The 21,296-nt window shown below is 41.3% G+C and carries 18 protein-coding genes; 9 read left to right on the plus strand and 9 right to left on the minus strand.

From position 1 onward, the window contains the following. Positions 1-18 precede the first annotated feature (18 nt). The 3 genes from ACQ2HE_RS10685 to ACQ2HE_RS10695 are packed head-to-tail and all read right to left on the minus strand — an operon-like array spanning position 19 to position 1,510. Positions 19-882, minus strand: coding sequence for an AraC family transcriptional regulator (locus ACQ2HE_RS10685; RefSeq protein WP_430899663.1), 864 nt, complete (start codon positions 880-882; stop codon positions 19-21). A 52-nt stretch (positions 883-934) separates the two neighbouring features. Next, the gene (locus ACQ2HE_RS10690; protein ID WP_430902445.1) at positions 935-1,198 is read right to left on the minus strand and encodes a hypothetical protein; all 264 of its coding nucleotides are present in this window, start codon (positions 1,196-1,198) and stop codon (positions 935-937) included. 6 nt (positions 1,199-1,204) lie between these two features. Then, the gene (locus tag ACQ2HE_RS10695; RefSeq protein WP_430899659.1) at positions 1,205-1,510 is read right to left on the minus strand and encodes a TMEM175 family protein; all 306 of its coding nucleotides are present in this window, start codon (positions 1,508-1,510) and stop codon (positions 1,205-1,207) included. Positions 1,511-1,636: 126 nt separating this feature from the next. Between ACQ2HE_RS10695 and metG the strand changes: the two genes are divergently transcribed. After that, positions 1,637-3,754, plus strand: a complete 2,118-nt coding sequence (gene metG / locus ACQ2HE_RS10700) for a methionine--tRNA ligase (RefSeq protein ID WP_430899657.1) — start codon at positions 1,637-1,639, stop codon at positions 3,752-3,754. Here metG and ACQ2HE_RS10705 read toward each other — a convergent pair. Beyond that, positions 3,751-5,883 carry an ATP-binding protein gene (locus tag ACQ2HE_RS10705; RefSeq protein WP_430899655.1) on the minus strand — a complete coding sequence of 711 codons (2,133 nt, stop codon included), beginning with the start codon at positions 5,881-5,883 and terminating at the stop codon, positions 3,751-3,753. The two genes, metG and ACQ2HE_RS10705, sit on opposite strands and share 4 nt — an antisense overlap. A gap of 396 nt (positions 5,884-6,279) precedes the next feature. Here ACQ2HE_RS10705 and ACQ2HE_RS10710 point away from each other — a divergent pair, with 396 nt between their 5' ends. The 3 genes from ACQ2HE_RS10710 to ACQ2HE_RS10720 all read left to right on the plus strand — a co-directional run bounded on the left by ACQ2HE_RS10710 (position 6,280) and on the right by ACQ2HE_RS10720 (position 10,421). Next, the gene (locus ACQ2HE_RS10710) at positions 6,280-8,658 is read left to right on the plus strand and encodes a 3-hydroxyacyl-CoA dehydrogenase/enoyl-CoA hydratase family protein (protein ID WP_430899653.1); all 2,379 of its coding nucleotides are present in this window, start codon (positions 6,280-6,282) and stop codon (positions 8,656-8,658) included. Between the two features lie 69 nt (positions 8,659-8,727). Continuing rightward, on the plus strand, positions 8,728-9,621 hold the full coding sequence (locus ACQ2HE_RS10715; RefSeq protein WP_430899651.1) for an ABC transporter ATP-binding protein: 894 nt from the start codon (positions 8,728-8,730) through the stop codon (positions 9,619-9,621). Between the two features lie 2 nt (positions 9,622-9,623). Beyond that, a complete protein-coding gene (locus ACQ2HE_RS10720) occupies positions 9,624-10,421 on the plus strand; it encodes an ABC transporter permease (protein WP_430899649.1) in 798 nt (265 codons plus the stop codon). Positions 10,422-11,253: 832 nt separating this feature from the next. Here ACQ2HE_RS10720 and ACQ2HE_RS10725 read toward each other — a convergent pair. Continuing rightward, the gene (locus ACQ2HE_RS10725) at positions 11,254-12,192 is read right to left on the minus strand and encodes a TIGR01777 family oxidoreductase (RefSeq protein WP_430899647.1); all 939 of its coding nucleotides are present in this window, start codon (positions 12,190-12,192) and stop codon (positions 11,254-11,256) included. A 75-nt stretch (positions 12,193-12,267) separates the two neighbouring features. On the opposite strand from ACQ2HE_RS10725, the gene ACQ2HE_RS10730 reads away from it, so the two are divergent. Continuing rightward, positions 12,268-14,022 carry a hypothetical protein gene (locus ACQ2HE_RS10730; RefSeq protein ID WP_430899645.1) on the plus strand — a complete coding sequence of 585 codons (1,755 nt, stop codon included), beginning with the start codon at positions 12,268-12,270 and terminating at the stop codon, positions 14,020-14,022. An 18-nt stretch (positions 14,023-14,040) separates the two neighbouring features. On the opposite strand, the gene ACQ2HE_RS10735 is transcribed toward ACQ2HE_RS10730, so the two are convergent. Further along, the gene (locus tag ACQ2HE_RS10735) at positions 14,041-14,262 is read right to left on the minus strand and encodes a PspC domain-containing protein (protein WP_430899643.1); all 222 of its coding nucleotides are present in this window, start codon (positions 14,260-14,262) and stop codon (positions 14,041-14,043) included. A 213-nt stretch (positions 14,263-14,475) separates the two neighbouring features. Here ACQ2HE_RS10735 and ACQ2HE_RS10740 point away from each other — a divergent pair, with 213 nt between their 5' ends. Both ACQ2HE_RS10740 and ACQ2HE_RS10745 read left to right on the plus strand, forming a co-directional pair. Then, positions 14,476-16,746 (plus strand): aconitate hydratase, encoded by a 2,271-nt coding sequence (locus ACQ2HE_RS10740; protein WP_430899641.1) that lies wholly within the window; start codon positions 14,476-14,478, stop codon positions 16,744-16,746. 182 nt (positions 16,747-16,928) lie between these two features. Then, positions 16,929-17,300, plus strand: a complete 372-nt coding sequence (locus ACQ2HE_RS10745; RefSeq protein ID WP_430899639.1) for a four helix bundle protein — start codon at positions 16,929-16,931, stop codon at positions 17,298-17,300. Between the two features lie 50 nt (positions 17,301-17,350). Here ACQ2HE_RS10745 and ACQ2HE_RS10750 read toward each other — a convergent pair whose 3' ends face one another. Further along, a complete protein-coding gene (locus ACQ2HE_RS10750) occupies positions 17,351-17,575 on the minus strand; it encodes a CDGSH iron-sulfur domain-containing protein (RefSeq protein ID WP_430899637.1) in 225 nt (74 codons plus the stop codon). Between the two features lie 179 nt (positions 17,576-17,754). Between ACQ2HE_RS10750 and ACQ2HE_RS10755 the strand changes: the two genes are divergently transcribed. Continuing rightward, positions 17,755-18,765 carry a S66 peptidase family protein gene (locus ACQ2HE_RS10755; RefSeq protein ID WP_430899635.1) on the plus strand — a complete coding sequence of 337 codons (1,011 nt, stop codon included), beginning with the start codon at positions 17,755-17,757 and terminating at the stop codon, positions 18,763-18,765. A 15-nt stretch (positions 18,766-18,780) separates the two neighbouring features. Continuing rightward, entirely contained in the window at positions 18,781-19,692 is a 912-nt protein-coding gene (locus tag ACQ2HE_RS10760; RefSeq protein ID WP_430899633.1) for a S66 peptidase family protein, read from the plus strand. A gap of 16 nt (positions 19,693-19,708) precedes the next feature. Here the strand turns inward: ACQ2HE_RS10760 and ACQ2HE_RS10765 are convergent, their stop codons facing one another. Further along, positions 19,709-20,500 (minus strand): alpha/beta hydrolase, encoded by a 792-nt coding sequence (locus tag ACQ2HE_RS10765; protein WP_430899631.1) that lies wholly within the window; start codon positions 20,498-20,500, stop codon positions 19,709-19,711. A 2-nt stretch (positions 20,501-20,502) separates the two neighbouring features. After that, positions 20,503-21,291 (minus strand): alpha/beta hydrolase, encoded by a 789-nt coding sequence (locus ACQ2HE_RS10770; protein WP_430899629.1) that lies wholly within the window; start codon positions 21,289-21,291, stop codon positions 20,503-20,505. Positions 21,292-21,296 lie beyond the last annotated feature (5 nt).

The following is a 21,296-nucleotide window of genomic DNA, read 5'->3' on the forward strand; positions in this document are numbered from 1 at the left end:
TTCTTAATTCTTAACTTCTCAACTGATTTTCTTCCGATACGTCAGCGGCGAGGCATCGGTCATTTTCTTGAATATCTTATTAAAGTTGGAAACCGTTTTGTAACCCGACTCAAAAGCAATTTCTGAAATGCTCAGGTCTGTTTCTAACAACAATTTACAGGCATGCGCAATACGTACTTCGTTTAAGTACTCAATGAAATGTTTTTGCATTCGCTTCTTAAATATTCTACAAAAACTTTGAGGTGTTAAATGCGCGAGATCCGATACTTCTTGAAGCGATATATCACGCTTAAAGTGCTGCTTCACATAGTTCAATACTTCCGTTATCCGATCATTGTGCAACTGTGTATTGGCGGGGGTATAGGATTCTTTGTTGATATACTCCAAGTCTTTACTATCTGCTAAAATTGACAATACTTCCAATAAACCAATGATGATTTCGAAGTCTTTCTTTTTTGCCAACTCTCTTAGCTTCTTATCCAATAAACCATGTGTTTTTCCGGTTACTTTAATCCCTCTTACTGCTCCGGCAAATAAATCCTTTATCTTTTTTACTTCTTTCAACGCATAAAAGGTATCGCTGAAAATATCTCTATTAAAGTATACTACGATCGCTTTGGCTTTAAGTTTATCGAGGCCGCTGTAATATATTTCATCATTCAACCATACATGCGGTGTATTAGAACCAATAAAAATCATATCGCCGGAATCAAAGGGTTCTACGGTGTTTCCAATGATTCTTTTGCCATGACTTTCCAATACGTACACCAATTCTAGTTCAGGATGATAATGGAAGGGTGATTGAAAGAAGGACTCTTCTCTTTCAATCACAGACACATAGCTGTTCAGCCGGGGTGTTATTTCGGTTCTTTCTACTTTCACTTTTCGAGCGCTTAACGTATCGTAAAAATAATGCTATTTTGAATCGATTCCACTATTCATTGATGGTTCGTTCTACTCTTCTATCGGGTATCAGCCAAATGATGGCTACCACAAAATACAGGGCAAATCCAAGATAGGGAATAAAGAAACTTGAAACGAGGGCGGCAGAGTAAATAAACAAGGATATTTTTTCTTTGAAATCATTTCCAACGGCTTTTACCACCACCGATTCATTTCCGTGGATCCGTACCAAGGCCTTCGTGAGCAAGAAATAAAACAAAGCCGCCATAAATAATACAATTCCGTACAATACCATGGGCCATTAGCCGAAATGATTTTCTCCCATCCAAGCAGTTGCAAAGGGGAGTAACGACAGCCAAAACAGCAAGCCCATATTCGCCCATAAAACCGGGCCATTTACCTTGGTTACTGTATGTAATAAGTGATGGTGATTGTTCCAATAAATACCCACGTATAAAAAACTGAGTACATAACTCAAAAAAACCGGAGCCAACGGCAACAGTGCTTCTATACTTGCATCGTGTGGAACTTTTAGCTCCAAAACCATGATAGTGATGATAATGGCAAGAACGCCATCACTAAAGGCTTCTAATCTCCCTCTTCCCATTGTTTTTCTTTAAAAATAGGCATTTTACCCCGTTCTTGTGCTGATTTGGGCATTCCTTCCTATTTAGGTAAATTTGCGGTTCTATTGAATCGGCAAAAGCCTGCATTCCTTAATACGAAAAGAGTTATGAGTCAACCGAAAAGATATTTAGTTACGTCTGCATTACCATATGCAAATGGTTTGAAGCACGTGGGGCATTTGGCCGGAGCCTATATCCCAGCTGATATTTACGTTCGCTACCTAAGATCACAGAAAAGAGATGTTGTGTTTGTATGTGGAAGCGATGAACATGGAACTGCCATTCCTATTCAAGCTACCAAAGAGGGAACAACCCCTCGCGCAATCATCGATAAATATCACGAAGCAATGAAGCAAGATTTTGAAGACTTGTCGATGAGCTTCGATATCTACCACCGTACCAGTGAGCCTATTCATCATGAAACAGCCCGCGAATTCTTCACCTATCTACACGATCGTGGTGAACTAGAGGTAAAAGAATCAGAACAATATTTTGATGAAGCTGCCAATAGCTTTTTGGCAGATCGCTATATTAAAGGAACCTGCCCAAATTGTGGCAGCGACAGAGCATTCGGTGATCAGTGTGAGAATTGTGGGAGAACCTTGAGTCCCGATGAATTGATCAATCCTGTGAGTACTTTAAGTGGGCAAGCGCCTGTAAAAAAGAAAACCAGTCATTGGTACCTTCCTTTAGGAAAACACGAAGAGTTTTTACGCAATTGGATTTTAGAAGAACATAAAGACGATTGGAGAGCCAGTGTGGTTGGCCAATGCAAAAGCTGGATCGAAGGAGGTTTACAAAGCAGGGCTGTAACCCGCGATCTAGACTGGGGTATTCAAGTGCCCTTGCCCGATGCAACCGGTAAAGTATTGTATGTGTGGTTCGATGCGCCTATTGGCTATGTGAGTGCCACCAAACAATGGGCCATTGATAACGATAAAGATTGGAAACCGTATTGGTACGATAATGACACACAGCTAGTGCATTTCATCGGAAAAGACAATATCGTATTCCACTGTATTATCTTCCCCATCATGTTGAAATTGCATGGCAATATTCTTCCTACGAATGTTCCAGCAAATGAGTTCTTGAATCTGGAAGGGGATAAAATGAGCACCAGTCGTGGTTGGAAATTGGATATGCGAGACTTTATCAACGATTTTGTGAAGAAAGAAAATGGGGGCGGACAATGTGTAGACATGCTTCGCTACTATTTAACACAAATTGCTCCGGAATCAAAAGACAGTGAGTTTACTTGGAAAGGATTTCAGGATGCTGTTAACAGTGAATTGGTTTCCATTTTTGGTAACTATGTGAATAGAACTTGGGTATTGATGCACAAACTTTGCGGAGGGAAAGTGCCTGCATTGCATGCCGATGTGATGGATGAAAAAGACAAGGCTATCATAGAAACCATTGCCAAAACCAAAACAACCATTGAACAATTACTAGAGCAGTACAAGTTTCGAGAAGCCTTGTATCAAGTAATAGATTTGGCAAGAGCCGGTAATCGTTACATGCAAGAAAAAGAGCCGTGGATTGTGGCCAAGCGCCTTAATGAGGATCCTGCCGCTCAAAAGCTGATCGATAATTGCATGCATTTGTGTTTGCAATTAAGTGCCAACTTGGCCATTTTTATTAATCCGTTCTTACCCAATACCGCAAAAACCATGTTGCACATGATGAAAGTGGTAGATAAGATTTTGGATTGGGAAAATGGTGGCAAGCTGAAACTATTGAGCGTGGGCTACAGTTTAAGAGAACCTCAATTGTTGTTCAGAAAAATCGAAGACGAGGAAATTGCGGCTCAAATTCAAAAGTTGAAAGACAGTTTAGCAAAGGCAACAGCAGCTTCTGCTCCAACAGTTGAAGCGAAGAAAGAAGAGCAAGCGGCGAAGCCTTCCATCGTTTTTGATGATTTTGCCAAAATAGATTTACGTGTTGGAACAATTAAGGCCGCTGAAAAGGTTCCGAAGGCCGATAAGTTGTTGAAATTAAGTGTTGATATGGGTTCTGAAATTAGAACCATTGTAAGCGGCATTGCATTGCATTTTCAGCCGGAAGCAATTGTGGGCAAGCAAGTGGTAGTGGTGGCTAATTTGGAGCCAAGAAAAATGCGCGGTATTGAAAGCAATGGAATGATCTTAATGGCTTCTGATAGTGAAGGAAAACTTCATTTTGTAAGTCCCGAATCAATGATCAATGCGGGTGCTGGTGTAAGCTAAGCGCGGCCGGTATATAGAGCTAATTTCGCATGCAAGTCTTCTGGTCGGAAAGGTTTTTGAACATAGTCGTTAAAACCTGAATTGATCAAGTGGGCTTGCATGTTTTCATATAAAGCTGCTGTAAATGCAATCACCGGTATTTTGGTGTCTACATTTCTGATATGCGCCAGTAGTTCATGTCCGTCCATTTCCGGCATTTCCAAGTCAACCAGCAAAGCATCGTAGGTATTGTTTTGAAACATCTCCCAAGCTTCTTTACCATTCACAGTTTCAGTTAACACAACATCCCATTTATCAAGCACTGCTTTTGCGATCAACATGTTGATTGGATTGTCTTCAGCTATCAAAATGCGCAAGCCTTTCAATGGTTTCAATTCACGAACCACTTCTTCATTTACATAGGAGGCTGGTTTGTGGTCTAAATCGAGTTGAATCGTAAAGTAAAAGCAAGAACCATGATTGGCTACACTGTCTACTTGCAGCTTTCCGCCATACAGCTCAACAATTTTGGAACTGATTGTTAAGCCCAGACCTGTACCACCAAATTTTCGTGTTGTGGCAGATTCAACTTGTGTGAAAGAGTCGAAAATTGTTTGCTGTTTTTCAGGAGGAATGCCAATGCCGGTATCCCTCACTTCAAAGCGAATGGTGCAAGCGTGGCTATTTTGAGTGATTTGTGAAACCTTCATTTCAACCGACCCTTGCTCCGTGAATTTCAAAGAATTTGAAACCAAGTTGTTCAATACTTGATTCAAGCGAGTTGGGTCACCAATGAAATTTTTATTTTGTAATCTGGGGTCTACATTAATTTTTAACTCAATGTTCTTTTCTTCGAATTGTTTTTCGAAGAGTTGTTGAATAGTGGTAATGTTTTTCCATAAATCGAATGGGGTACGTTCCAAATCCATTTTACCCGCTTCAATTTTGCTGAAATCTAAAATCTCATTGATCAAATTTAACATGTGTTCTGAAGAGTACTTCAAAACTTCAAAGTATTGCTTTTGCTCAGGCAGGTATTTTTCTTGACGCAATAAATTAGCGGTACCGATGATTCCATTTAATGGAGTGCGCAATTCATGGCTCATATTCGACACAAAGCGCGTTCTGGCAAATACCGCTTGTTCTGCTTTTTCTTTGGCGGTTTCTAATGCAGCCCGAGCCTCTTTGATATCGCTAAAGTCCAATACATTGATCTTCTTAAAATCTTTTCCTTCAATAGTGATAGGAACAATGCTTACATAGCCTGCAAAGGATTTCCCTTCTTTAGTAACACAGTTCAATTCGCCTTGCCAAGGTTCGTCGGTGTCGTCGTGTAGTGCTGCATTGAAAGAGGCAGATTGCTCGGGCGACAAACCAATGAACAGATTACTGATAGTAGTTCCTACGATCTCCTCTTTGCGTCCTGCTTGGAATAGTTTTACACTTTGGTTGTTACAGTCAGTAATGAAACCGCTTTTTAAATCCATGATGAAAACTGCATCGAGAGAGGTATTGTAAACGGAATCAAGGTAGCGTTGCTTGCTAACAAGGCTTTTTTCTTTGATGAAATTGTCTTTCATCATATGATAAGAGAGAACACCGCCAATTACAAACGACACAACTGCGTTGATCAATAGGTTTATTTGCTCATTTTCCTGATCAATATTTTGAAGCGTGCTTCCTTTAGGACAAACGATGAAGGTGATGATAAGCATGATAAACGTGAAGGCGTAAATCGTGCGAATCTCTGCATAGTTCTCCTTTTCACTGATGAAATTGGCTATTACTACAATCAAGAAATAGAAAAAGTAGGCCCCGGATCCCATTCCCTCAACAAAACAAAGCAGAAAGGCAGTTACATTCAGAAAAAGTGGAAGAAGGATGATCGTGATCTTGTTGTATCCTTTGTTGTGAAGTACTAACAAGAAGATGCTGTACACTGCTCCCGATATGGTGATGGCTAGGCTGTAGCGAATATCTGATAAGTAATTGAAGATGCAGGAAAGCGTAAAAATGCCAAGCAAGATCAATTGTGCCAATTTGTAACGGTCAATAAATCGTTGCCCGTCTTTGCGTTCAACAATTCTGACCCAACTTATTGCTTGTTTTAGCATTTGTTGCCAACGAGGTAAACTTATGGAATTCTCCATGGATGCCGATCAATTTAGTAATGCAGATACGAATCTGATACACTGAAAACGATGCTTTTATCGCGCTATTGTAGTATTTTCAGATCGTACTTCCATCCATTGAAAGTAAACCTAATTTACTGAACAATAACTAGATAAAAATACAGAAAGCTTTTTTCTAATTCATCCAATTATCTATATATTTTACTAAGTGTATTTCAGTAGTAATCAAAAAAATATTTTTCGTGAGGCAATAAAATATTTTCAAAACTTTTGTTCCGGCCCCCCAAAAAATGCAAAATCTGCAGTCCTTTTTTTCCATCTTTTATTTTATGCTCTCAATTTTATAGTTATCTTCGATTTAGAATTAGTTGCATAACTAACTAATTTTGCTGTCATATTTTAAAATCTTCGTTCATGAAACGTAGCATCAAAAAAGTAGCCGTTTTAGGTTCCGGAGTAATGGGGTCAAGAATCGCTTGCCATTTTGCCGGAGTAGGAGTTCAAGTATTGCTGTTAGACATGGTTCCCAAAGAAGCCACAGAGTCAACCAATGCCGCCGCTCGCAACAAACTTGTAAACGACGCTTTACAATCTGCCATCAAATCAAATCCATCGCCGGTTTACACTAAAGATGTAGCCAAAAGAATCAGCACCGGTAATTTCACTGATAATATGAAAGAGATCGCAAATTGCAATTGGATCATTGAGGTAGTAGTAGAGCGATTGGATATCAAACAACTTATTTTTACCGAAGTTGAAAAGTACCGTAAGCCGGGTACACTCATCAGTTCCAACACTTCGGGTATTCCTATACACATGATGTTGGAAGGACGTTCCGACGACTTCAAAAAGCATTTTTGTGGTACCCACTTCTTCAACCCTCCTCGTTATTTGCGGTTGCTGGAAATCATACCCACGCCCCAGACCGACCCTGAGATCGTTGATTTCCTCATGCACTATGGCGACCTTACCCTTGGTAAAACAACCGTATTGTGTAAAGACACGCCTGCTTTCATTGCCAACAGAATTGGCGTGTTTGGTATGATGGCCATTTTCGGGTTGGTAGAAAAAATGGGGTTGACCATCGACGAAATTGATGCATTAACAGGGCCCATCATTGGCCGTCCAAAGTCTGCCACCTTCCGTACGGCAGATGTTGTAGGTATTGACACCTTGGTGAAAGTAGCGAAAGGTGTTGCGGAGAATTGTCCCAATGATGAACAAAGAGCCTTGTTCGAAATACCTTCTTGGTTACAAAAAGTAGTAGAAAACAATTGGCTGGGAGATAAAACCGGTCAAGGTTTTTTCAAGAAAATAAAAGGTGCCGGTGGTGAAAAGGAAATTCAGGTGTTGAATCTGAAAACCTTGGAATACGAAGCAAGAAAGAAACCGAAATTCGCTACGGTGGAAGCGGCTAAGCCTATTGACGATTTGAAGCAACGCTTAAAAGCCTTGTGTACCGGAATGGACAAAGCCGGTGATTTCTACCGTCATTTTCATTATGGCTTATTCTCTTATATCTCTCACCGCATTCCGGAGATTGCCGATGAGCTGTTTAGAGTAGATGACGCCATGATGGCCGGTTTTGGATGGGAGATTGGTGCGTTTGAAAGCTGGGATGTTTTGGGTGTTCCCGGAACTACAGATAAAATGAAAAAAGCGGGGTATGCTGTGCCTGCATGGATCGATGAAATGTTGGCTAGCGGCATCACTTCTTTCTATAAAGTAGAACAAGGCAAGCGTTATTGTTATGATGTTGCTAGCAAAAGCTACAAAGCCCTTCCAGGTGGCGATGCTTTCATTGTAATGAAGCATTTCGAGCATCAAACGGTATGGAAGAACAGTGCCTGCAGAACATACCACCTAGGCGACGATGTTTTAGGCTTAGAATGGTCAACTAAAATGGGAAGCATTGGGGGAGAAGTGTTGGAAGGAATTCAACAATCCATTGCTTTAGCTGAATCGAAATACAAAGGCTTGGTAATTGCCAATGATACCTTGAATTTTAGTGCCGGAGCCAACGTAGGCATGATTTTCATGCTGGCCATAGAGCAAGAATACGATGAGTTAGACATGGCCATCCGCTTGTTCCAAAACACGATGATGCGTGCCCGTTATTCTTCGGTTCCGGTGGTAGTAGCACCCCATGCACTTACTTTAGGAGGTGCATGTGAGTTGAGCTTGCACAGTGATAAAGTTTGCGCTGCCGCAGAAACCTATATTGGCTTGGTTGAATTGGGGGTGGGCTTGATTCCCGGTGGCGGTGGTACCAAGGAATTTGTGTTGAGAGCTGCCGATGAAATGCATGAAGACGAACCGGAAACCATCACCCTTAAAAACAGGTTCCTCACCATTGCAACAGCCAAAGTTGCTACTTCTGCTCAAGAAGCATACGGTTTAGGAATACTAAGAAAAGGGCAAGATGAAATCATCATGAATCAAAGCAGAAGGGTAGCTGCAGCGAAACGTTCCGTAATAGAGCTTTTTGAAGCAGGGTATACCATGCCTGCACAGCGAAAAGATATTAAAGTGCTCGGTCGCTCTGCATTGGGTGCACTTTTATCGGGTATCCATGCTATGAATACGGGTGGATATGCTACTGATCACGATGCATTGGTGGCGAAAAAACTCGCCTATGTGATGTGCGGTGGCGATTTGAGTGAACCTACCTTGGTTTCAGAACAATATTTACTCGATCTCGAGCGCGAAGCATTTCTGAGTTTAACGGGAGAACGTAAAACCCTGGAGCGTTTACAAAGCGTTCTTAAGAGTGGACGTCCCGTTCGTAATTAAAACACTGCATTCGCCACATATTTATTCATGCATGCATAATTTTCTTATCTTGATGGAAAGAATGCATGCATGTCTGTTTTAACATTACAACATCTATCTAAAAAGTATGGCCGCATTCAAGCCTTGCAAGATGTAAGCTTTGAAGTGCCGGAAGGTTGCGTATTTGGGATTTTAGGTCCTAACGGAAGCGGAAAAACGACTTTGCTGGGTATTATCATGAATGTACTCCAGCCTAGTGGAGGTGATTTCTCTTTTTTTAACGAACCGGCCAGTGCGGCTCTCCGCAAAAAAATTGGTACACTCTTAGAAACGCCTAATTTCTATGCGTATCTCAGTGCAGTCGATAACCTCAAAATTGCAGCGGCGATCAAAGGCGTTCCCGAATCGGATATTGACCGAGTATTGGAATTGGTAGCACTCACCGAAAGAAAGGATTCCAAGTTCAGCACCTATTCTTTAGGAATGAAACAACGATTGGCCATTGCGTCCTGTTTGTTGGGCGACCCAACCGTGTTGGTATTTGATGAACCTACCAACGGGCTCGATCCTGTGGGGATTGCTGAAATCCGCAATTTGATCATTCAATTGTATAAGCAAGGCAAAACCATTATTATGGCCAGCCATTTGCTTGATGAAGTTGAAAAGGTTTGTACGCATGTAGCTATATTACAAAGAGGCAAACTATTGGCATCGGGTAATGTAGATGAAATTTTAGTGAATGAAGATATTGTAGAAGTTGCCTCTACAAATTTGGACGCGCTGGCAGAACTTTTGAAAGACTATCCCGAGCTTGTAAGAATGGTGCCTCAATCTCAATTCTTGGAACTTTACTTTACTACAGGAATGGTATCAATGGAGAGCTTGAATCAATTCTGTTTTTCAAAAGGTATTGTATTGCAGCATTTGCGGCTAAGAAAGAAAAGCCTCGAAACTAAATTCTTTGAACTCACCCAAAACAAGTAATCATGCATTTATTAAAAATAGAATGGTTAAAAGTTAGATCCTATCGAACTTTCTGGATTTTGTTTGGGGGGTTCGTTCTTTTGTTTCCATTGACTTTTTATTTTTTCATTGACAAATACAACGAATCGGTCGATAACAATGCGCAAGGGAAAATGATCTCTTCCTTGCTCGATAATCCTTCCTTCTTCCCAAAAATTTGGCACAGCGCGTCGTGGTTCGGTGGATTGTTTTTTATCCTCGTTGGGATGTTACTGATACTTCTTGTAACCAATGAAGTGCAGTATAGAACTCATCGTCAAAATATTATCGATGGGCTGTCGAGAGAGGAGTTCATGCTTTCTAAAATGCTGGTGGGATTGGTATTGGCAATTGCAGCTACCCTTGTTGTGATTCTTTCGGCGCTTGTAGTTGGATTGATCTTTTCAAAAGACACGAGCCATCTTTTTGAAGGAATGAAATACATAGGCTTTTTCTTCTTAATGGCACTTCAATACTTGATGGTGGCATTGGTCATTGCTTTTCTAATTAAACGAACCGGCCTAGCTATTATCATTTACTTTGCTTTCGTATTCATCATTGATAATTTGCTTTGGGTTTCTTTGATCAAGAACAACTCAAAAGTTGGATATTTTCTTCCCTTAGAATCTACTGATTCTCTGGTGCCCAATCCTTTTATTCCGAGAATGATGGCACAAAGAAATGTGGAAGACAGTAGTTTGCTGATTTGCGCAGCTATCTATTTTGTGCTGATGGCAGTGTTGATTATGAGGTATTTCAAAAAAGTGGACTTGAAGAATTAATAATTAGCAATTAATAATTAATAATTGAGGGCTCTGGAGTATGTCTGTAGTGAGTAAGTGAACTTGATTGCATTGTTGTTCATTTTGCGGGGAACAGCCGGAACGCAAAGTTATTGTGGTTGGAGGTTGGAGAGGCTGTAGTTAGTTAAGTATTTGGCAGCAAGAGTTTCGGAGAGTCTTTTACTTAAGAGCGCAGAGGCCGCTTCGCGGGGGAATACAGAACCACGGAGTCACAGCGGCACGGAGGAGTTTTTTCTTATTAGCTTTTATGCTTGTTTTCTTTTTCACCGCGGCGGCGCAGCGGTCCTTCGACTCCCAGTTTCGCTTCGCTCAACTGGTCGCTCAGGAACCTCGCAGCGACAGCGCAGCGTTGTCTCAACCCCCTGTATTCCAATATCACATTCTCAAACCCTCAAATTATCCAATTGTTACTTCCTCTCTTCCCGCAACGGCTTCGCCTGCGGGACTAAAATTTCCTCTCTCCTCGTCTCCTCTTTTCCTCGTTCCTGTCTTCCCCCTGTTCTTCCCCCCTCTTCCTTCTCTGTATTTCCTCCTTCTTCTTTCCACGGTCCAAATTTTACCACAGATAGCCCAGATTATTACAGATTCCCACAAATTAGCCGCCGATATTCAATCAACCTGACTGCCGGCTGTTTCATTATTAATTCCTAATTATTAATTAGTATTTTCTTTCCACCGCGGCGGCGCAGCGATCGCAGCGTTATCGCAGCGTTGGCAGTCTCTTTGTATTTCCTCCTTTCTCGTTTCCTCCATCCTCCCTTCTGCATCGCGGCTGTTTCATTATTAATTATTACTTATTAATTATTAATTATTAATTGCCCGGCTCGTTCTTATTCAACAATTCCTTAATCGCCACATCAATAGTCGGAAATTGAAATCGATATCCGGCAGAAAGTATTTTCTTATCGGAAACCGTTGCACTTTTCAGAACCTCTATGCTCATTTCACCCAGCATTATTTTCAATACAAAGGAAGGAACAGGTACCGGTATGTATAAACTGCCGCAGGCAATTTGACCAAGCACCGACATCAAGGTGTGATTGTTTACCGGTGCGGGCGCCGTTGCGTTGTAAACGCCCTGAACAGTTGGACTAGCAATGGCATAATCAATCATTCCCACCAAGTCTTTCACATGTATCCAACTTACAACTTGCTTACCATTGCCAAGCGTAGGTACAATTCTGAAGCGAACCGGATTGTAGAACTCTTTGAAAGCCCCACCATTCTTACTTAACACGATCCCTATGCGGTAAGTGATGGTTCGTATAGAAGTAGATTTGAGTACTGCAATACTTTCCTCCCAAGCTTTACAGGTGGCGCCTAAAAACTCTGTATCGGCCGGGGCCTCCTCCGAGAAGGGATGAGGGTTTGGAACAACCGGATCGGCTCCGTACCATCCGATAGCAGAAGCCTGAATAAAAGTGTGAACTTTATTTGGTAGGGAAGTAAGGGCTTTCGTCAGGGTATGACCACTTTGCACGCGGCTTTCCAAGATTTCTTGCTTTCGTTCTTGCGACCAGCGCTTATCAGCCACACCTGCACCCGCTAAGTTTATCACAACGGTTGCCTGCTCAAGTGCCTTTGCATCCACTGTTTGTGTGCGAGTGTCCCAAACGGCATAGGCTATGCCATTAGTTGGTATTCGCTTCTCCCTACTTAAAATGATCACTTTATGCCCCTTTGAAGCAAAATGACTCGCTAAATCTTTTCCCACCAATCCCGAACCTCCGGCTATGATAATTGTTTCCATTTTGTATTATTATTAGCAACGTTCCATATTAATATTACGTAAATTTATATAAGTCAACCATTCCTGAAATTGTTTATGAAGCGCAGTTTACCACTGGCCTTTTTCTGTCTTTTTATTTTACAGTTGAGTGTGCTTCAAAGTTCAGCTCAACATGTAAAATACCTCCCTAAATTTCCTTTCCCGATTCGTTCCAGCGACAATGTTCAAATTATTGGACAATTGGGTTCGAGCTATTATCTCTACTATGCCGCACTTAACGCTGATCCACAGGTTATCAAATTCAATAATGATGGATTGTTTGAAAAGGCAATTCCGCTCCCCTTTATCAATGCAAGCACATTGCAAGCAGTAAACCTTTTTGCAGAAAACAATGAGCTTTTATTCATAGTACAAAGCATTGTTGATCGAAAACTGGTATTGACCAGCACCGTGCTTGATTCAACCGGATCGCAAGTTGGAGCAACTCGAGAACTGGATGCTACACCGCTCGCATCCTATGGCTCTTCTGCACTGTACAAATTGGTTACAACAGAAGATCGGAATAAGTTTCTTGCCTACAGAATCGTAAGCGGATTCTCTACGCAGCAAGTATTGTTTGAAGGAATTGTTTTGAATGAAGTTGGTAAAGAGGAGAAGCGCTACAGCAATTATATGCCGTTAGAAGCTGAACTGGAAACGGTATCTGCACCCTATTTGGCACCGGGTGGGGAACTTTTCGTAGCGGTTCATGATATCGCTTCAAATTACAAACTTGGCACCAAGGTGAAGCTCTACTATGTGAACGGAACCAGCGAAGGACCAAAGTTTGCAGAACTTTATATTAAGCAATACAAGCCCATTGAATTGTTGTTCGATTGGAATGCCGGTTCGAAACAACTTGCTATTGGCAGTGTCTATCAAGATTTTTATACCAAGAACGTGGAAGGGGTTTTGGCCGGATTTTGGACACCCGGTAAAAAAGTATGGGACACGATTATTACACACGATATTGATAAAAAGTACAAGAAGGTTTTGAAATCGGGGGTTTACAGCATCCCATTTACAGAAGTAACCAATACCCTTCAACTTCGCTATTTTAAAGTGTTAGAAAAAGGGTCGATCATGTTTGTGGGCGATTTGTACAACAATTTCAGTATGTACCGAGGAACCATTAATAATGGGCTTACCAATCCTTCTCAACGAAACTCGTTAGCCAGAACAGGCACTTCGCAACAACAGCCTGTTACTCCGGTCATTTCCACTACCAGAGGAGCGGGAGAAAGAGTAGGAGCCTACAATCCAACAGCAAGTTCTATTGCAACGCAGAATGCGGCAGATCGTGCCCGACAAGCAGCCATGCTGAACAACAATACGCAAAGCCCAAGCTTGCAAGCAGCCGGCGACAACTTTCAACCCAAGATGGTTTCTGTGCCTAGTTTTGCGATGGGGGATGTAAGCCCTCGAGATGCAGGGAATGTTTTGCTGTTTAATAAAATGCTCGACTATAAAACTGTGTTGATTTATACCGATACTAAAACTAAAGTGGAATTGAAAAAGTGGGTTCGAAACTTATATGTTCCGGGCTCTCCTTTTACCAATGTGTTGTTGTTGCCCGATTCGGAGAAGAGCTTTAAAGTGTTGAATTATGAGATCAATGGAAAGAACATTCCTTATTTGCAGTCAAGTTCAGTAAGTGTTGACCAAACTTCGGAGAAGAATACTGTGGTTCCCGGTGGAATGCCCTTTCTGTTTTTCAAGAAAAATATAGCGTATACTTCTAAAAGAAGCCTGCTTACGCTTTATCACGATGCTGAGAATAATTTAACAGGGTTGGCTACCATTCAATGGTAAACTTCGGGAGCAAAAATACTATTGATACTTAATGGGATTCCGGCGAAAGGATAGGATGTAGCGCTTGATGTTCATCCAAAAAGCCAAAATAAAATAAAGAATAAGAGGCGACCCCATTGTAAGGAAAGAAATGTACACAAACCAGGTTCTAATTCTACTGGTAGCGATACCAAGGCGCTCGCCAATTGCGGTACAAACGCCAAATACATGCCATTCAATAAAATATCGGAATCGGTTCATAACTCTAAATTAGGAAAAAATACTCCTTCCAAACAATGATTCCTGTAGAATGTTTAATGATTTTGGAGTAAATTCGCGACAGCAATTTGTACGTACAAATTGCGTTAGATAGCGGCTTTGGGCCTCAAAATCAACGAACTAAGGAGATTCCTGTAGTTCTAGACCCAAGTCCTGTATTAAACCAGATTTTCAACTTTTTTCAATTCATTCTTCATGGTATTCGATCTCGACCTCATTAAAAAGACCTACGCGGAGATGCCTGCAAAGGTGGATGCCGCTCGCAAGGCACTGGGACGCCCCCTCACATTGGCGGAGAAAATTTTATACGCCCACCTTTGGAACGGCGTAGAACTGAAAGATTATGAAAGAGGAAAAGCGTATGTTGACTTCGCGCCCGATCGCGTTGCAATGCAAGACGCAACCGCTCAAATGGCGCTTTTGCAATTCGATACCACCGGTCGTAAAAGAGTGGCTGTTCCCTCTACTGTTCACTGCGATCACCTGATTGTAGCGAAAAACGAAGGGAAAACCGACCTCGTAAAGGCGGTTTCTGAAAATGAAGAGGTTTATAATTTCTTGTCTTCAATCTCAAATAAATACGGAATCGGTTTCTGGAAGCCAGGAGCCGGTATCATCCACCAAGTGGTTCTAGAAAATTACGCGTTCCCAGGTGGAATGATGATTGGTACCGATAGCCATACGGTGAATGCCGGTGGTTTGGGTATGATTGCCATTGGTGTGGGTGGTGCCGATGCCTGCGACGTTATGGCCGGCCTTAGCTGGGAATTGCTGATGCCTAAATTAATTGGTGTGAAACTGACCGGTAAATTGAACGGTTGGACTGCTCCCAAAGATGTTATCTTGAAAGTAGCCGGTATCTTAACTGTAAAAGGTGGTACCAACGCTATTGTTGAATATTTCGGTGAAGGTGCAACCAGCATGAGCTGCACCGGTAAAGGAACCATCTGTAACATGGGTGCTGAAATTGGAGCTACTACCTCTACTTTCGGTTACGACGACAGCATGGCTCGCTACCTCAAATCAACCGGAAGAGCCGAAGTAGCTGCTGCTGCCGACGCGGTAAAAGACTACTTAACAGGCGACCCTGAAGTGTATGCGAATCCTGAGAAATATTTCGATCGCGTAATCGAAATCAACCTAAGTGAATTGGAACCACACTTAAACGGTCCATTCACTCCGGATTTAGCAACTCCTATATCTAAGATGAAAGAAGAAGCTGCTAAAAACGGCTGGCCTACAAAAGTAGAAGTGGGTTTGATCGGTAGCTGTACCAACTCTTCTTATGAAGATATCAGTCGCGCTGTAAGCTTGGCAAAACAAGTGGCAGAGAAGAACCTCAAAACAAAAGCAGAATTCACCATTACTCCCGGTAGTGAGCTTGTTCGTTACACTATTGAGCGTGATGGCTACCTCGATACTTTCTCGAAGATCGGTGCTACGGTATTCGCCAATGCTTGCGGACCCTGTATCGGTATGTGGGATCGTATGGGCGCCGACAAACAAGAAAGAAACACCATCGTTCACAGTTTCAACAGAAACTTCGCGAAACGCGCCGATGGCAACCCCAATACATTAGCGTTTGTGGCATCACCTGAGTTGGTAACCGCTTTGGCCATTGCCGGAGACCTTACCTTCAATCCAATCACAGATACCTTGATCAATGAAAAAGGCGAGGCCGTGAAATTGGATCCACCTTCAGGCGATGAATTACCTGTTAAAGGATTTGCTGTTGAAGATGCAGGATATCAAGCTCCTGCTGAAGACGGTAGCAAAGTGATCATTGATGTAAAATCAGACAGCAAGCGCTTACAATTATTATATCCATTTGCAGCTTGGGAAGGAACTGATCTGAAAGGATTGCGTTTGTTGATCAAGGCAAAAGGTAAATGTACTACCGACCACATCTCAATGGCGGGTCCCTGGTTGAAGTTTAGAGGTCACCTCGACAACATCTCTAACAACATGTTGATTGGTGCAGTGAACTTCTACAACGAAAAAACCGACAACGTTAAAAACCACCTTACCGGAGAATACGGTCCTGTTCCTGCAACGCAACGGGCGTACAAAGCTGCAGGCATCGGTTCAATTGTAGTGGGTGATGAAAACTATGGTGAAGGTTCTTCAAGAGAACACGCCGCTATGGAGCCTCGTCACTTAGGCGTTCGCGTGGTATTGGTGAAAAGCTTCGCTCGTATCCACGAAACCAACTTGAAAAAACAAGGTATGTTGGCGTTGACCTTTGCTAACAAAGAAGACTACGATAAAATTCAAGAAAATGATGTGATCGATGTAGTAGGCTTAACCAGCTTTACTCCGGGTACTCCATTGACCGTGGTATTGAACCATGCCGATGGAAGTTCAGATTCGATTGTTGCTAACCACAGCTACAACGCTCAACAAATTGAGTGGTTCAAAGCAGGTGGCGCCTTGAATGTGATTAGATCAGAATTCTCGAAGCACTAAGCAAGAGATTGAATTATAAGGAAAAGGAGTTCGTGGTTTCGCGAGCTCCTTTTTTAATTAATAATTAATAATTAACAATTAATAATTATACGATTCCGCAAGTATAGGTTGTACAATGCATTGTTTAAGTTCTGATTGTATTGTAAATAGAAGAATTAGTTTTCGCAATAATTTGCGGGCTTATGTTAGGTAGAGAAAATATTATCAAAAAGAGATCACTGCTATTTGCATTAGATGTAATAGCGTTTGGTGAAAAATTTAGTTGCAAACACCAATTTGTAATTGCTAATCAACTAATACGGTCCGGAACTGCAATTGGCGCTTTGGTGCATGAGTCACAATTTGCAGAGAGTAAGTTGGATTTCATTCATAAACTAAAAATTGCATTGAAAGAGGCCAATGAAACGCTTTATTGGCTTAGCTTATGCGAACAATCAGAACAGCTTCCAAAAGATTCAAACCTGAAATTACAAACCGAAGAAATAATAAAAATTCTTGTAGCTATAGTCAATTCTACAAGGAAAGGGAGTAAAGAATTAAGAGTTAATAATTAACAATGAACGCGTTGATGCCAAATTATTAATTATTAATTCTTAATTGTTAATTAAACAGTTTTTTTTGGCGGCAACGCAAACGCCTTCGCTTCATCTTCAAATTGCCCCTTATGCGAACCATCGCAAAATGGTTTGTTTTTAGAATGACCACAGCGGCACAGAGAAATGATCTCTCTTCCACCTAAATCGTATTGATTTCCCTCTTTATCGAAAATCTGAAAATCGCCTTCTACTTTAATAGAACCGTTAGGGTTAATGGTAATTTTGGTTGACATACAGTTTTTGTTTATTCATGCAAGTTACTACTTTTTGCGGTAGCTGTTGATAAGCAACGCGTACCATTTCCGTTGCACAAATTATTACATTCGCCCATCAACTAATTCCTCCTTTCCTCTTTCCTCGCTTCCTCGTTCTTGATCAATACCGTATATTTGACTAAAGTAAATTCATTCGCTTGCAGCGCTCCGAATTCATACAATCTCTTTCTCTTTTGGGTGTAGGTTCCATGATGCCAACAGGCAATGAACCAGAAGTAAAACATCCGCAACGCCCTCCATATCTAAAAACAGGAGGAAAAATTGCCATTACATCACCCGCGGGTTACATTACATTGGAACAAATTCAACCTGCAGTTAAGATGATGCAAGGGTGGGGATTTGAAATTGTAATAGGAGATACCATTGGAAAAAGAGAAGGCACCCTTGGTGGTTCCGATATTGAACGTGCTGCCGATTTTCAACGCTTTTTAGACGATGAATCTATCGGCGCCATCATGTGTGCTAGAGGAGGATACGGCGTAGTGAGAATGATGGATCGATTGAACTTCGAAAAATTCAAGAAGCATCCAAAGTGGATCATCGGATTTAGTGACATAACATTTTTGCACAGTCATTTGAATCGACAAATTAACCTTGCCTCTATCCACTCTAAAATGTGCAATAGCTTTCCTGATGATTGGGAGCAAGCCGATGAAGTCCAGAAATCGTCTATTACACTCATTAAAGATTGTTTGATGGGGGAGCCCATCCTTACTACTGCATTGGCCAACCAAAGCAATCAAATGGGTATTGCAAAAGGAGTTTTAGTTGGTGGTAATTTGAAATGCATTGAGTCGATGGCCGGTTCTCATTCCGATCTCAATACAAAAGGAAAAATTTTAGTAGTTGAAGATACCGGTGAATATTTATACAGCATCGATCGAATGTTTTGGAACTTAAAAAGAAGTGGAAAGCTCGAAAACTTGAACGGATTGGTTATAGGAGGGTTTAAAATAAAACCCGATGATCCGGGAGAAGAATTTGGAAAGAGTTTAGAACAAATTGTACTTGAAAAAGTAAAAGACTACGGTTATCCGGTAAGTTTCGATTTTCCGATCGGGCATCAAAAAGACAACCGCCCCTTAAAGCTAGGAATCTCCTATCAGTTGGAAGTAACAGCTGATGGCACTACCTTGCGTGAACTATAAGATGAATCCATTATCATGATAACTATTCCTCCATATTTGAAAAAAGGTGACCTAGTAGGCATTACTTGCCCGGCAGGCTATATGTCCACTGAGAAACTGCAAACCTGCATTAACAGCCTAGAGCAATGGGGCTATCAAGTGAAGTTGGGTGCCACCGTGGGCAGTAGCTCCACCAATTATTTCTCCGGAACCGACGCAGAAAGAGCCGCCGATTTTCAAGCAATGCTAGACGATTCTGAAATAAAAGCCATTCTTTGTGGGCGTGGTGGTTACGGTAGTTCTCGAATCATTGATCAATTGAATTGGAAACAATTCAAAAAGCAGCCAAAATGGATCATCGGATTCAGTGACATCACGGTTTTTCACAGTCATCTCTATTCGAACTACGATGTTGCTAGCATTCATGGTCCTATGGGAGCAGCGTTTAATAATGGTGGAGTAGATACTCCTTATGTACAATCTTTGAGAAAACTATTGAGTGGAAAAACGCCGCTCATTGAAGTAAATGCTCATTCATTGAATAGAAACGGATTTGGTGAAGGGCCCTTGGTTGGTGGGAATCTGAGTTTGCTGGTGCATCTATTGAGTACTTCTTCTGAAATCAAAACAAAGGGGCGAATCTTATTCTTAGAAGATTTAGACGAACAAATTTATCATGTTGACCGCATGATGCTTCAGTTAAAACGCGCCGGAAAATTAGATAAACTGGCCGGTTTAATCATTGGAGGATTTAGCGGAATGAAAGATACCGAGCGCTCCTTCGGTAAATCGGCTTTCGAAACCATTGCCGATTTAGTTGAAGAATATAAGTATCCGGTTTGCTACGATTTTCCTATAAGTCACGAAACTGCCAACTACGCTGTAAAGCATGGTGCCAACTACAGTTTGCATGTAACAGAACAGGGAACGAAACTTTTTGAGTCTTAATTGAGCCGAACCATTATTATTTAATGGTTACTCTAGCTTCCGGAAAATTCAACAAGTCGTTATGGCTACCACCTTTTACGGTTATTAATGTGTCGCCCGGTTTGAAAAGTTTTGATAGCGCTGCACTGTTTCGATAAGAGATCACTCCGTCATCGGTTCCATGAATGAGTGTAACAGGAGCCGTTACTTTTTGCAAATATTGATAAGTAGGAAAACCGAAAGAAATCATTCTGTTTAACGGATATAAAAACAGATAAGGGCGCGCCACATTTCTAAAATCATAGTAAGGGGCTTCTAAGATCAATTTCCTACAATCTCTAATGGATGCCAATTGCGCCGCAATGCCTGTTCCTAGACTTCTTCCATAAATTACTATTTGATTGGGTTGGAAATGAGGTCGAGCGTATTTGTAAAGCTGCAAAGCCCATTCATATAAGTTCTGTTCTGTGAAGTTTCCGGTAGCTTTCCCAAACCCCGGATACTCTAACATCCAAACCTCATATCCTTGAGCTACCAAGGGAGGAACAGCATTCAAATAGTGAGAAATATTATCTCTATTACCGTGAAAGTACAACACTACACCTTTGGCGGTATCTGGTGTTTTGAATTGAACGAAATGAAGAGTAGACTGATCGTTTACGGGAATGAAAATCTCCTTTAGTTTTCCCTGGTAATTGTATTGATAGTCTTGGCTTAAAACTGTTGGGTGAAAAAAGATCTTGTCTTGTACATAATAAAAAACAATTCCAATGATGGAATACACCAATACAAGTACTTTGATCCAACGAAAGGCAATTTTCTTCCACATAATCATTCCTTAAGGATGTCGCGAATAAAACTATGGTATTCGTTGAACGAAGGTAAATTATTATGACCACCTCCCACAATTCTAATCAATGTAATATAATGTGGGTTAATGCTTCTAAGTTTTTCACTATGTGAAATGGGGATCAATCGATCTTTGGTTCCGTGAATGATATAAGTATGGCATTTCACATTTTTGATCCAAGCATCCGTTCTTAAATGATACCTTAATACCCAACGAACAGGTAAGAAAGGTAGAAATCGCTGTGCTACTTTTTTGAAACTATAATAGGGAGCATCCAAAATTAGATAGCGTGGGTTATTGTCTGATGCAAGTTTGGTGGCAAAGCCGCTTCCCATGCTTCTCCCATATACTATCAAATGATCTTCCGGATACTGTTTTCGTAGTGAATCGTATACAAATTGTACATCTGATAACATACTTTTCTCTGAACGCTTTCCCGTGCTTTTTCCAAAGCCTCTATAATCGATGAGCACTACATCATAGTCGTAGCGGTAAAAATCCGCTGCATATTTTGCCCATCCCTTGATGCTTCTGGTGTTTCCATGAAAATAGAGCACCAATCCTTTTGGATTGTTTCTGTGGAAATGTAAACCATTGATGCGAACACCGGGTTCAACATCAAAAAAGAGTTCACTGAAAGGCACATCGTATTTGAAAATGAATTCTTGGTGTAATTTTTCAGGCTTGAAGATGAAACGTTCTTGAATGAAATAGGCCAGTACCGAGAGCAGTACAATTCCGAGCAGTAAATATGGTAGGTAGGCAATCATTCCTA

The organism is Endoryza foliicola (assembly GCF_050589245.1).
In the GTDB taxonomy this organism is placed as follows: domain Bacteria; phylum Bacteroidota; class Bacteroidia; order Chitinophagales; family Chitinophagaceae; genus Endoryza; species Endoryza foliicola.